The sequence below is a fragment of the Kitasatospora sp. NPDC054795 genome (genome assembly GCF_053611565.1).
The window spans coordinates 1-11,676 of the sequence record NZ_JBSHAP010000199.1; the positions used below are offsets into that span (position 1 = coordinate 1).

Below are 11,676 nucleotides of genomic sequence, written 5' to 3' on the forward strand. Positions count from 1 at the left end.
GACGGTCCCCGCCGCGTGCGGCGGGGACCGTCGGCCCCGTCGTCAGCCGACCCTGATCGGGCCGCGGGGGCGCAGGCCCCGGCAGGCGTCGTTGTAGTGGTCCAGCAGCCGCTGGGCCTCGGCGTTCGCCTGTGCGAAGCGGACCCGCGGTTCCACGTCGGTGACCAGCACGTCGTGCATGGCGGTGGTCAGGATGTCCTGGATCCCGGCGAACTCCCCGAGCAGCGCGCCCCGGGCGGCCGGCGAACCGGAGTTGGCGGCGAGCTGGTCCAGCGCCGTGCGGAAGTGCGGGTTGCGCTCGAACCAGCCCTCCTGCTCCAGCAGGTCGATCGCACCGCCGGTGACCGGGATGAAGCCGGTCTCCCGGTGCCGCTCGGCGGCGGTGCGCGGAGTGTTCAGGTACTGCATGAAGGCCAGGGCGCCGTCCTGGGTCTCCCGGTCCAGGCCGGCGGCCAGCCAGAGCGCGTCGCCGCCGATCACGTTGCCCGCGTAGGGCACCCGGTCGTTGTACGGCATCCGGCAGGCCTGGACGACGAAGCCGCCGTCCAGGCCGGCCTGGGCCATCCGGGCCGCCTCGACCGAGGTGGTGAGCACGAAGGCGACCTCCTGTCCGGCGAAGGCGCGGAAGTTGCCGTCCCAGTCGACCTCGGTGTTCACCCGGCTCGGGTGGTAGCGGTACAGGCCCGCCCGGTGCAGCCCCCGCCACCACTCGACGTAGGCGAGCATCGCGTCCGAGTCGAGGTACACCTTCTCCGCGCGACCGGAGCGGCCGTTGTCGTGGTCGGCCAGCAGCGCCCCCTGCTGGGCCACCGACTGCTGGAACCACCAGCCGTGGTTGGGCCAGGTGATCGCGTGGGCCGGCCCGTCCGGAAGCGCGGCGACGGCCCGGCAGGCGGCCTCGATCCCGGCCCAGGTCTGCGGGACCTCGGTGATCCCGGCCCGCTCCAGCAGGGTGGTGTTGGCGTAGAGCAGCGTGGTCGAGGTGAGCGGCGGCATGGCCGCCACGGCGCCGTCGTGGGTGTAGTAGTGCCGCGCGGCGGGCGCCACGTCGCCGAGGACGACCGGCTCGCCGAGGATCTCGGTGCGGCCCGCGATCGCCCGCTCGACCGAGGTGAACAGCGGCGAGCCGTCGGGCCGCCGGGCGTCGAGGGCGTCCCGGGTCGACGTGTAGAAGTACTGCGCGATGGTCGGCGCGCCGCCCTGCTGGACGGCGTCGTGAACCGTCTGCGGCACCGACAGCCAGTCGGCGCCGCTGACCCTGATCCGGTACTCGGGGTGGTTGGCCGTGAACTTCTCCGCCAACTCCCTGGTCCGGTCGAGAAAGTACGGCATGAACGGGTAGAGCGGCACCACGATGTCGATGTCGATTCGCTTGCTCATTCCGGAGTCCCTCCTGCGCAGGCCTGGCAAATCCAGATGCTCATGCTCCGGGGGCGGCGGACCGCGGGCATCTCCGCTCGTGCTGAGTCCGGGCCGTGCGGGCGGCGCGGGTCACCCGGGTCCGCAAGCGGCGCACGTCGGGAGAAGCCACCGCCGCTCCCGGGCTGTCACTCTCGATCCGTCCGGTGAACTGGCAGCAAGGAGAGGCGTCTGATGGCCGAAGCCCGGGAAACCACCGCCGGAAGTGCGCGCGGAACTCGCCCGCTGACCGGGGCGGAGTACATCGAGAGCCTGCGCGACGACCGGGAGATCTACCTCTACGGCGATCGGGTCAAGGACGTCACCGCCCATCCGGCGTTCCACAATCCGGTCCGGATGACCGCGCGGCTCTACGACGCCCTGCACGACCCCCGGCACCGGCCCGTGCTGACCGCGCCGGTCGACAGCGGCGGTGAGGGCTACACCCACCGCTTCTTCACCACCCCGCGCAGCGCGGAGGACCTGGTCGGCGACCAGCAGGCGATCGCCGCCTGGGCGCGGATGAGCTATGGCTGGATGGGCCGCAGCCCCGACTACAAGGCCTCCTTCCTCGGCACCCTGGGCGCCAACGCGGACTTCTACGAGCCGTTCGCGGACAACGCCCGGCGCTGGTACGCCGAGTCGCAGGAGAAGGTGCTGTACTGGAACCACGCGATCGTGCACCCGCCGGTCGACCGTTCCCTGCCGCCGGACCAGGTGAAGGACGTCTTCATCCACGCCGAGCGGGAGACCGACGCCGGCCTGGTGGTGTCCGGCGCGAAGGTGGTCGCCACCGGCTCCGCGCTGACGCACTACAACTTCATCGCGCACTACGGCCTGCCGATCAAGGACCGCACCTTCGCGCTGGTGGCCACCGTGCCGATGAACGCGCCGGGGATGAAGCTGATCTGCCGCCCGTCCTACACCGCGACGGCCGCGGCGATGGGCAGCCCGTTCGACTATCCGCTCTCCTCCCGGCTGGACGAGAACGACACCATCCTGGTGCTCGACAAGGTGCTCATCCCGTGGGAGAACGTCTTCGTCTACGGGCAGCCGGAGAAGATCCGGATGTTCACCGGCCAGTCCGGCTTCATCGAGCGGTTCACCTTCCACGGCTGCACCCGGCTCGCGGTGAAGCTGGAGTTCATCGCCGGCCTGCTGGCCAAGGCCCTGGACATCACCGGCACCGGGGACTTCCGCGGGGTGCAGAGCCGGCTCGGCGAGGTGCTGGCCTGGCGCAACCTGTTCTGGGGGCTGTCCGACGCGGCCGCCCGCAACCCGGTCGCCTGGCGCAACGGCGCGGTGCTGCCCAACTCCCAGTACGGCCTGGCCTATCGGTGGTTCATGCAGACGGGCTACCCGCGGATCAGGGAGATCGTCCTCCAGGACGTGGCCAGCGGGCTGGTCTACGTCAACTCCAGTGCCAAGGACTTCGGCAATCCGGAGATCCGGCCCTACCTGGACCGGTTCCTGCGCGGCTCCGGCGGCGTGGACGCGGTCGAGCGGGTCAAGGTGATGAAACTGCTCTGGGACGCCGTCGGCAGCGAGTTCGGCGGTCGCCACGAGCTGTACGAGCGCAACTACGCGGGCAGTCACGAGAACACCCGGATCGAACTGCTCTTCGCCCAGCTCGCCAACGGCCAGCTGGACTCCTACAAGGGCCTGGTCGACGAGTGCCTGGCGGAGTACGACCTGAACGGATGGACGGTACCCGATCTGTCCTCCTTCGCCGACCTGAGTGATTCCGTCCACGGGCTGCTCGACAGCTGATCCGGGCACCGACAACCAATCGATGAGGATCGGAGGGCATGGTGGCTTCCCCTTCCCTTCAGGGGCATTTCACGGAACAGGCGCTCAGGACACCGGACGCGATCGCCGTGTCGTCCGGCGAAGTACGGCTCAGCTACCGCGAGTTGGACGAGCGGGCGAACCGGCTGGCGCACCGGCTGGGCGAACTCGGCGTGGGGGCCGAGTCGCCGGTCGCGGTACTGATGGAGCGGTCGGCGGACCTGGTGGTGGCGATCCTGGCCGTGCTCAAGGCCGGCGGGTGCTACCTGCCGCTGCACAGTGCCCACCCGCTGCCGCGCAAGCAGTGGATCGTGGACCACTGCGCGGCGCCGGTGCTGCTGACCGACGAGCCGATGAGCCGGCAGGGCCTGCCGGAAGGCCCCGACGTGGTCGTCGTCGAGGGCGAGAAGGGCCTCGCGGGCTACCCCGCGACGGACCCTGCCGTCCCGACCGGCCCGGACGCCCTCGCCTACGTGATCCACACCTCGGGCTCCACCGGGGTGCCGAAGGGCGTCGCGATCGCCCACCGGGACGCGCTCGGCCTGGCCCTGGACTCGATCTGGGCGGACGGCCGGCACGAGCGGGTGCTGATGGTGGCGCCGTACGCCTTCAACGTCTCCACGTACGAGTTCTGGGTGCCGCTGCTGCACGGCGGGCGGATCGTGGTGGCCCCGCCGGGCGACCTCGACGTGCACGCCCTGCGCCGGCTGATCGCCGAGGAGCGGATCACCGGCATCCACCTGACCGCCGGACTGTTCCGGGTGCTGGCCGAGGAGGACCCGGGCTGCCTCGCCGGTGTGCGCGAGGTGCTCACCGGCGGCGACGTCATCGCCCCCTCGGCCGTCCAGCGGGTGCTGGAGCACAACCCCTCCCTGGTGGTGCGGGCGATGTACGGCGCCACCGAGGCGACGCTGTTCAGCACCAGCGCGCCGATGACCGCCCCCTACCTCGCCACGGGCCCGGTGGGCGTCGGCCGGCCGATGGACGACGTCCGGCTGCACGTCCTGGACGCCGGGCTGCGGCCCGTGCCGGTCGGCGGGGTGGGCGAGCTCCACATCGCCGGACGCGGCCTGGCCCGCGGTTACTTCAACCGGCCCGATCTGACGGCCGAGCGCTTCGTGGCCAACCCCTTCGACGGGCCGGGCGAGCGGATGTACCGCACCGGGGACCTGGTCCGGGTCGACCGGGACGGCCTGCTGGAGTACCTCGGCCGGGCCAACGACCAGCTCAAGGTGATGGGCTTCCGGGTGGAGCCCGCCGAGGTGGAGGCGGCACTGGCGCGCCATCCCGGCCTGGCCCATGTCGCCGTCGTGGCACGGGAGTCGGAATCCGGGGAGAAGCGCCTGGTGGCGTACTACGTCCCGGAGTCCGACGGGATCGAGGCGGGTGCGCTGCGGGCGCACGCGGTGGAGCAGCTGCCGGCGTACATGGTGCCGACGGCCTTCGTGAGCGTGCCGGCCCTCCCGCTGACCCCCAACGGCAAGCTGGACCGGCGGGCGCTGCCCGAGCCGGTGACCGGTTCGACCCGCCGGGCGCCGGCGACCGAGCGGCAGCGGCAGCTGTGCGCCCTGTTCGCCGAGGTGCTGGAGGTGCCGGAGATCGGGGTCGACGACAGCTTCTTCGAGCTCGGCGGCCAGTCCCTGGCCGCGATGCGGCTGGTCAGCCGGATCCGGGCCGAGCTGAAGATCCCGCTCACCGTCACCCAGTTCTTCGACGTTCCCTCGGTGGCGGCCCTGGAGGGCCTGCTGGACCGGCCGGAAGGAGAGCGGGCATGAGCAGCCCCTTCGACGCCGACGACGGCGAGTTCACGGTCCTGGTCAACGCGCGCGGCCAGTTCTCGCTCTGGCCGGCCGACGCCTCGGTACCGGCGGGCTGGACGCCCGAGCACGGGCCGTCCGACCGGACCGCCGCCCTCGCCTACGTGAACGAGCACTGGACGGATCTGGGGCCGAACGGCCTCACCGGGCGCCCCCCTGGGCAGCCCGACGAGTGACGAGGAGTCCGGAACATGAGCCTCGACGCGGGTCAGGAGACCTTCGGCGGCATGCTCGTCGACCACATCACCTGCTACGTCGCCGACTTGGCGGTCACCACCGAGTGGCTGGTCCGCGGGTACGGCCTGGAAGTGTACGCGAGCTCGCCCCCGCAGGCGCGGGAGCTGCGCTCGGTGGCGCTGGGCGCCAACGGCATCCGGCTGCTGCTCGGCCAGCCGGTGGTGGGCGACCACCCGGGAGCGGCCTACGTCGAGAAGCACGGCGACGGGGTGGCCGACATCGCGCTGCGCGTCCCGGACGCCCGGGCGGCCTTCGCCACGGCGGTGCGCCGCGGCGCCCGGCCGGTGTCGGCGCCGGTCGCGCACGGCGACGTGGTCACCGCCACGATCATGGGCGTCGGCGACATCGCCCACACCTTCGTCGAACGCCCGGCGGGCGGCGACGAGCGGCTGCTGCCCGGGCTGACGCCGGCCGAAGCCGGCCCGGCCGGGTCGGCCGGGCCGGGCTGCGGCCTGCGGGAGGTCGACCACTTCGCGATCTGCGTCGAGCCGGGGCAGATGGACACGACGGTGGCCTTCTACCGCGAGGTCCTCGACTTCGAACCGATCTTCACGGAGCGGATCGAGGTCAACGGCCAGGTGATGATCACCAACGTGGTGCAGGGCGGCACGGTCACCTTCACCCTGATCACCCCCGACCCGTCCGAGGTCTCCGGCCACCTGGACTCGTTCCTGAAGGACCACGGCGGTCCGGGCGTGCAGCACATCGCCTTCACCACGGACGACATCGTGCGCTCGGTCGACGCGATCGCCGCCCGGGGCGTGGAGTTCCTGGGCACCCCCCCGGCGTACTACCGGCTGCTGCCGGACCGGCTCACCCCGCTGCGGCACTCGGTGGCGGAGCTGGAGCGGCTGAACCTGCTGATCGACCAGGACCACGACGGGCAGCTGTTCCAGATCTTCGCCAAGTCCGTGCACCCCCGCAACACCCTCTTCCTGGAGGTCATCGAGCGGATGGGCGCCCGCTCCTTCGGCAGCGGCAACATCAAGGCGCTCTACCAGGCCATCGAGCACCAGCAGGGCAGGGGCACCGGCGATGACGCGTGACACGATCCCCGACGAGCGCTTCCGGACCGCGGTCGAGCGGCTGCGGGTGCCGGGCATGGGAACGGAGGTGGTGGCGCCGCTGCTCTCCCAGCTGATCCACCTGGTCCGGCCCCACCGGGTGCTGGAGGTCGGCATGGGCTACACCACCCCGTTCCTGGCGAAGGCCCTGGCCGAGGCCGAGGAACTCGCCGGGGCCGAGGCCGCCGCACTGGTCCGCAAGACCCTGCCGTACCTCGCGGACGACCGGGAGCTGGACGAGGCGTGGATCGACAGCGAGCCGGCGCTGCTGCTGCCGGGCGGCTACCGCGAGCCGTACCGGCCGCGGTTCGTGGCGGTCGACGACCTCTCGGACGCCGGCTCCTCGGCCCCGCTGGTGACGGAGGTGCTGGGCGAGCTCGGCCTCGCCGAGCGCGTCACCGTCGTCAACTCCGACATGCGCGGGGCCGTCGGACGCCTCCCCGAGGAGTTCCGGCCGATCGACTTCGCCTGGGTCGACGCCTGGGACTGCCTCTACTTCTTCGAGAACTTCTGGGAGTTGATCGATCCGGACGGCGGGATCGTGGTCATGCACTACCTGATGACCTACCCCGAGGGCGAGGCGATCCTGGAGTACATCGCCGACACCCAGCGGATGGCCCCCGGCGAGTTCGAGATGCTCAACCTGCTGGAGAGCCGCAAGCTGCGGCAGAACAGCATGACCGTGCTGCGCCGCACCGGCGGCAGCCGGCCCCGGCAGTACTCCGACACCGGTCAGCGCCCCCGCCTCGGCGGCCGGGTGCGTTCCGACGCCGCCGCGCTGGCACGGTCGTTGGAGGCCCCGGGCACGGTCTGAAACCGGCCCGAACCGCGCGCGCAATCTGGAAGATGGCGGCCTCCGGCCGCCTGGCTAGATTGATTCACATCCACTGCGAGCCTTGCGAACAGAGGGGAACCACCGGCATGAGCACACTCTCCGAGGACCCGAACAGCGTCAAGTTCGTCTACTGGGACAACCTCACCTACGCGCCGTCGGGGTCGCGCTCGCCGGAGGAGTGGGACCCGGTGCTCGGGGCCCGCCTCTACGAGACCTACCTCGACCACTGCGTCGAGGCCGAGCGCCTCGGCTACGCCGGCCTCAGCCTGCCGGAGCACTTCGGCCCGTCGTCGATCTCCCCGCACCCGAACGTCATGCTGGCCGCGATCGCCGCGCGGACGACCCGCGCCCGGCTGGTCTCCGGGGTGAACCTGGCACTGCTGCACCACCCCCTGCACCTCGCCGAGCAGTTCAACATGATCGACGTGCTCTCCGGCGGCCGGCTGGAGATCGGCCTCGGCCGGCGCGGCGACCGGGCGGCCTTCGAGCACAACGCCGACCTCATCGACGGCGCCGTCAACCGGATCGACCACCCGGTGGCGAAGGACGACCTGACCCCCGCGTACACCGCCTTCCTCCAGGACGCCGAGGTCGCGAAGGTCACCGTCTGGCCGCGGCCGGTCCAGCCGAGCGTGCCGCTGTGGGTGGCGGCGGAGACGGACGAGTCCCTCGCCATGGCGGCCCGCCGCGGCTGGAACGTCTTCACCGGGCTGAACCTCGACCCGGCGGCCGGCGGCATGTCGAAGATCAGCGTGGAGGAGATGGTCGCCCGCCTGCACCGCTACCTGGAGGTCGGCAAGGAGCACGGGCACGAGCTCTCCATGGCGAACGTCGCGGCCAGCTGCTTCACCGTGATCGCCGACACCGACCGCGAGGCCGCGGAGCTCGTCCGCGACGGCTTCGTCTCGCACATCGAGACCGCCGGCGGGGTGCTGGCGCGGATGGCCGGCGCCGACCCCGCCGACAGCCCGCTGTCCTCGCTGGCGAAGGAGGGCGACACCGGCGTGCAGGGCGTGTTCGAGGCCCCCGCGGAGTCCTACCTCCGCAACCCCTTCGCCCTGGTCGGATCGGTCGAGACGGTCCGGGCCAAGCTGGAGGCGCTGACGTCCGCCGGCTTCCGGCGCTTCGTGCTGCTCTGCGGCGGTGTCGGCACCACGCACGAGGTCGCCTGGCAGTCGGCCAGGGCCATGGCCGAGGACGTCGCCCCCGAGCTGTTCGCGGCCACGTCCGGCTCCGGCGCGGTGGCCGGCTAGCCGGACCTCCCCGCCCGGGGCCGCGCCGCAGGGGCGGGGCGCGGCCCCCGGGCCCCGCCCAGGACCCCGGGACCCGACCGCCGGCGCCGCGCGCGCCCGGCCCGTGGAAGGACGAACGAGTATGACCGACAGGACCGTTGATCCGACCGGGCCGGTGGTGATCAGGCCCGGGGACCCGCGGTACGAGAACCTCGTCCAGGGCTACAACCACCGCTTCGTCGGACAGCCCGACCAGGTGCACGTGGTGACCGGCACCGAGGAGGTGGTGGCGGCCGTCGACGAGGCGGTGGCGACGGGCCGGCGGATCGCGGTCCGCAGCGGCGGGCACTGCTTCGAGGACTTCACCGCCTCCCCCGACGTCCGGGTCCTGCTGGACGTGTCCCAGCTGAACGGCATCTCCTACGACCCCGACCGGCGCGCGATCGAGGTCGGCTCAGGCGCCCTGCTCGGCGACGTCTACCGGACCCTCTTCAAGCGCTGGGGCGTGACGGTCCCGGCCGGCACCTGCCTGGACGTCGGCGTCGGCGGCCACTTCACGGCCGGCGGCTACGGCCACCTCTCGCGCCGCGACGGCCTGGTCGTCGACCACCTCCACGCCGTCGAGGTGGTGGTCGTCGACGAGTCCGGCCGGGCCCGTGCCGTGGTGGCGAGCGCCGACCCCGAGGACCCGCACCACGACCTCTGGTGGGCCCACACCGGCGGTGGCGGCGGCAACTTCGGCGTGGTGACCAGGTTCTGGCTGCGTACCCCGGGGGCCGACTCGACCGACCCGGCCCTGCTGCTGCCCCGGGCTCCGGCCCGGGTCTGGAAGCGGACGGTCATGTGGCCCTGGGAGGGCATGACCGAGGAGGCCCTCGCCACCCTGCTGCGCAACTACTGCACCTGGTACGAGGAGCACGACGACGCCGACGCGCCGGCGGCCGGTCTGTGGAGCAACCTGATCGTCACCCACCGGAACTCCGGGGCCTTCGGGATGGTCGTGGTGATCGACCACGAGGGGCCGGACGCCGAGAAGGTGCTGGCCGAGCACTTCGAGGCGGTCAGCGCCGGGGTCGGGGTGGAACCGTCGGTGCACGTCACCGAGGTCGTGCCCTGGCTGAGCTCCTGGCTGCCCTCGTACAGCTTCCCGAACGACCCCAAGGGGCGCTACAAGGACAAGGCCGCCTACCTGCGCAAGGGTTTCACCGACCGCCAGCTCGGGGTGCTCTGGCGCTACCTGAGCGATCCGGAGCACATCAACCCGATGTCGTGCCTGGTGGTCGCCGGCTTCGGCGGCAGGGTCAACACCGTCGCCCCCGACGCCACCGCCACGGCCCAGCGGGACTCGATCCTCAAGGTCCTCTACAGCGGCGGCTTCTGGCTGTCCGCGGACCAGGACGAGGCCTGCATCTCCTGGGTCCGGGAGTTCTACCGCGAGGTCCACGCCGGGACCGGCGGGGTCCCCGTCCCGGACGGGTTCACCGACGGCGCCTACATCGGCTACCCCGACCGCGACCTGGCCGACCCCGCCCTCAACACCTCGGGGGTGCCCTGGTCGGTGCTCTACTACGGCGGCAACTACCCGCGCCTGCAGCGGGTCAAGCGGGCGTACGACCCCCGGAACGTGTTCCGCCACGCACTGTCGATCGAACCAACCGACGCACAGCCGGACTTGCTGGAGGATCAGGATGCTTGAGAACAAGGTCGTCGTGGTCTCGGGGGTCGGCCCCGGCCTGGGCCGGGCCATCGCCCTGCGCGCCGCGCAGTCCGGGGCGGACGTGGTGCTCGCCGCCCGGACCGCCTCCCGGCTCGCCGAGATCGCCGCGGAGGTCGAGCGCACCGGGCGCCGGGCTCTGGCCGTACCGACCGACATCACCGACGACGAGTCGGCCGCCGCCCTGGTCAAGACGGCGACGGAGGCCTTCGGCCGGATCGACGCCCTGGTCAACAACGCCTTCGCGGTGCCCCCGCTGGTCGACCTGGGCGAGGTCGAATTCGCGGACGTGCGCACCGGGTTCGAGACCAACGTCTACGCCGCGCTGCGGCTCACCCGGCTGTTCGCCCCCGCCCTGGCCGAGAACCGGGGCTCGGTCGTCATGATCAACTCCGCGGTGATCCGGCACTCCAAGCGGCTGTTCGGCGCCTACAAGATGAGCAAGGCCGCCCTGCTGTCGCTGGCCCAGAGCCTGGCCACCGAGCTCGGCCCGCAGGGCATCCGGGTGAACACCGTCGCCCCCGGCTACATCTGGGCGGACGCCCTGCGCGAGGGCTTCGGCCACTGGGCCGCGCAGCGCGGCGTCACCGTGCAGGACATCTACGACGAGATCGCGGCCACCCTCGACCTCGGCCGGCTCCCCGAGCCCGACGAGATCGCCGACGCCGTGCTGTTCCTGATGTCCCCGCTGTCCCGCGCCGTCACCGGCCACTGCCTGGACGCCAACGCCGGCGAGTACCACCACTGAACCACCCGGACCCAACGGAAGTCGAGGATCAGCGGTGACAAGGAACACGAAGCCGTCCGGGGCCCTGGCCGCCGGACCGGAACGCACGAGACCCGGCACCGGAGCGGGCGCGACCGCACCGAGCTGGTGGCAGAGCCCATGGGTGACGGCCCTGGCCGTCCTCGTGGTCTTCAATCTGGTGTACGCCTTCCCCCGGTACCTGACCGGCGGCCCGGGCCAGGCCAGGATCCCCCTGGACACGTCCTTCCCGGCGCACTACGCCGTCCTGGTGGGGCACGTCGTCTTCGGCAACATCTCGATGGTGACGGTCTTCCTCCAGGTCCTGCCGTGGATACGGCGCAACCACCCGGCGGTGCACCGGATCAGCGGCCGGGTGTACATCTTCGCCGGGGCCCTGCCCGGCGGCCTGCTGGCCCTGGTGCTGCTGCCCTACTCCACGGCCCCGAGCGGAAAGATCGGCCTGGCCATGATGGGCGGGCTGTGGCTGCTCACCACCGTGCTCGGGCTGCGGGCCGCCCTGCAGCGCCGGTTCGTCGACCACCGGCGCTGGATGGTCTACAGCTTCGCGATGGCCCTCGGCACCAGTTGGGGCCGGGTCGTGGTGGAGCTGATGGGGTACATCCCCGGCTTCAAGCTCGACCTCCCGGTACTCCTGGAGGTGGCCAACTGGGCGGGCTGGGTGGTCAATCTGCTGGTAGCCCACTGGTGGCTGGAGCGGACCGGCCCCCGGGCCGCCCAGCTGGTGCGCTGACGGTTCCTCCCCGCGGGGGGGGGGGGGCGGGCCGGCCCGCCCCCCGGCCCCCGCTCTGTTCCTAATAGAGTACGTCGGCGACGACCCCCGAG

At 72.0% G+C, this 11,676-nt stretch carries 10 protein-coding genes; 9 read left to right on the plus strand and 1 reads right to left on the minus strand.

What is annotated here, in order from left to right; translation table 11 throughout:
• Positions 1 to 42: 42 nt before the first annotated feature.
• Positions 43 to 1,380, minus strand: a complete 1,338-nt coding sequence (locus ACWGJO_RS39145; protein ID WP_452190411.1) for an extracellular solute-binding protein — start codon at positions 1,378 to 1,380, stop codon at positions 43 to 45.
• Between the two features lie 213 nt (positions 1,381 to 1,593).
• Here ACWGJO_RS39145 and ACWGJO_RS39150 point away from each other — a divergent pair, with 213 nt between their 5' ends.
• The 9 genes from ACWGJO_RS39150 (at position 1,594) to ACWGJO_RS39190 (ending at position 11,584) form a co-directional block, all read left to right on the plus strand.
• Entirely contained in the window at positions 1,594 to 3,168 is a 1,575-nt protein-coding gene (locus ACWGJO_RS39150) for a 4-hydroxyphenylacetate 3-hydroxylase family protein (RefSeq protein WP_452190413.1), read from the plus strand.
• A 38-nt stretch (positions 3,169 to 3,206) separates the two neighbouring features.
• The gene (locus ACWGJO_RS39155; protein ID WP_452190414.1) at positions 3,207 to 4,961 is read left to right on the plus strand and encodes an amino acid adenylation domain-containing protein; all 1,755 of its coding nucleotides are present in this window, start codon (positions 3,207 to 3,209) and stop codon (positions 4,959 to 4,961) included.
• Positions 4,958 to 5,179 (plus strand): MbtH family protein, encoded by a 222-nt coding sequence (locus ACWGJO_RS39160; protein ID WP_452190416.1) that lies wholly within the window; start codon positions 4,958 to 4,960, stop codon positions 5,177 to 5,179. The genes ACWGJO_RS39155 and ACWGJO_RS39160 overlap by 4 nt, the downstream gene beginning before the upstream one ends.
• Before the next feature lie 15 nt (positions 5,180 to 5,194).
• Complete coding sequence (gene hppD, locus ACWGJO_RS39165; protein WP_452190417.1) at positions 5,195 to 6,286, plus strand: 4-hydroxyphenylpyruvate dioxygenase; 1,092 nt, start codon at positions 5,195 to 5,197, stop codon at positions 6,284 to 6,286.
• Positions 6,276 to 7,118 carry a class I SAM-dependent methyltransferase gene (locus ACWGJO_RS39170; protein WP_359915346.1) on the plus strand — a complete coding sequence of 281 codons (843 nt, stop codon included), beginning with the start codon at positions 6,276 to 6,278 and terminating at the stop codon, positions 7,116 to 7,118. The genes hppD and ACWGJO_RS39170 overlap by 11 nt, the downstream gene beginning before the upstream one ends.
• A 107-nt stretch (positions 7,119 to 7,225) precedes the next feature.
• The gene (locus ACWGJO_RS39175) at positions 7,226 to 8,392 is read left to right on the plus strand and encodes an LLM class flavin-dependent oxidoreductase (protein WP_380553387.1); all 1,167 of its coding nucleotides are present in this window, start codon (positions 7,226 to 7,228) and stop codon (positions 8,390 to 8,392) included.
• A gap of 121 nt (positions 8,393 to 8,513) precedes the next feature.
• Positions 8,514 to 10,067, plus strand: coding sequence for an FAD-binding oxidoreductase (locus tag ACWGJO_RS39180; RefSeq protein ID WP_452190419.1), 1,554 nt, complete (start codon positions 8,514 to 8,516; stop codon positions 10,065 to 10,067).
• Positions 10,060 to 10,833 (plus strand): SDR family oxidoreductase, encoded by a 774-nt coding sequence (locus ACWGJO_RS39185; RefSeq protein ID WP_452190420.1) that lies wholly within the window; start codon positions 10,060 to 10,062, stop codon positions 10,831 to 10,833. The genes ACWGJO_RS39180 and ACWGJO_RS39185 overlap by 8 nt, the downstream gene beginning before the upstream one ends.
• 34 nt (positions 10,834 to 10,867) lie before the next feature.
• Positions 10,868 to 11,584, plus strand: coding sequence for a DUF2306 domain-containing protein (locus ACWGJO_RS39190; protein ID WP_452190422.1), 717 nt, complete (start codon positions 10,868 to 10,870; stop codon positions 11,582 to 11,584).
• The last annotated feature ends 92 nt before the right edge of the window (positions 11,585 to 11,676 follow it).

Excerpts from the sequence above, each read along its gene's own strand:
- ACWGJO_RS39145 (WP_452190411.1), bottom strand. The coding sequence starts at position 1,380 with ATGAGCAAGCGAATCGACATCGACATCGTGGTGCCGCTCTACCCGTTC.
- ACWGJO_RS39150 (WP_452190413.1), top strand. The coding sequence starts at position 1,594 with ATGGCCGAAGCCCGGGAAACCACCGCCGGAAGTGCGCGCGGAACTCGC.
- ACWGJO_RS39155 (WP_452190414.1), top strand. The coding sequence starts at position 3,207 with ATGGTGGCTTCCCCTTCCCTTCAGGGGCATTTCACGGAACAGGCGCTC.
- ACWGJO_RS39160 (WP_452190416.1), top strand. The coding sequence starts at position 4,958 with ATGAGCAGCCCCTTCGACGCCGACGACGGCGAGTTCACGGTCCTGGTC.
- hppD (WP_452190417.1), top strand. The coding sequence starts at position 5,195 with ATGAGCCTCGACGCGGGTCAGGAGACCTTCGGCGGCATGCTCGTCGAC.
- ACWGJO_RS39170 (WP_359915346.1), top strand. The coding sequence starts at position 6,276 with ATGACGCGTGACACGATCCCCGACGAGCGCTTCCGGACCGCGGTCGAG.
- ACWGJO_RS39175 (WP_380553387.1), top strand. The coding sequence starts at position 7,226 with ATGAGCACACTCTCCGAGGACCCGAACAGCGTCAAGTTCGTCTACTGG.
- ACWGJO_RS39180 (WP_452190419.1), top strand. The coding sequence starts at position 8,514 with ATGACCGACAGGACCGTTGATCCGACCGGGCCGGTGGTGATCAGGCCC.
- ACWGJO_RS39185 (WP_452190420.1), top strand. The coding sequence starts at position 10,060 with ATGCTTGAGAACAAGGTCGTCGTGGTCTCGGGGGTCGGCCCCGGCCTG.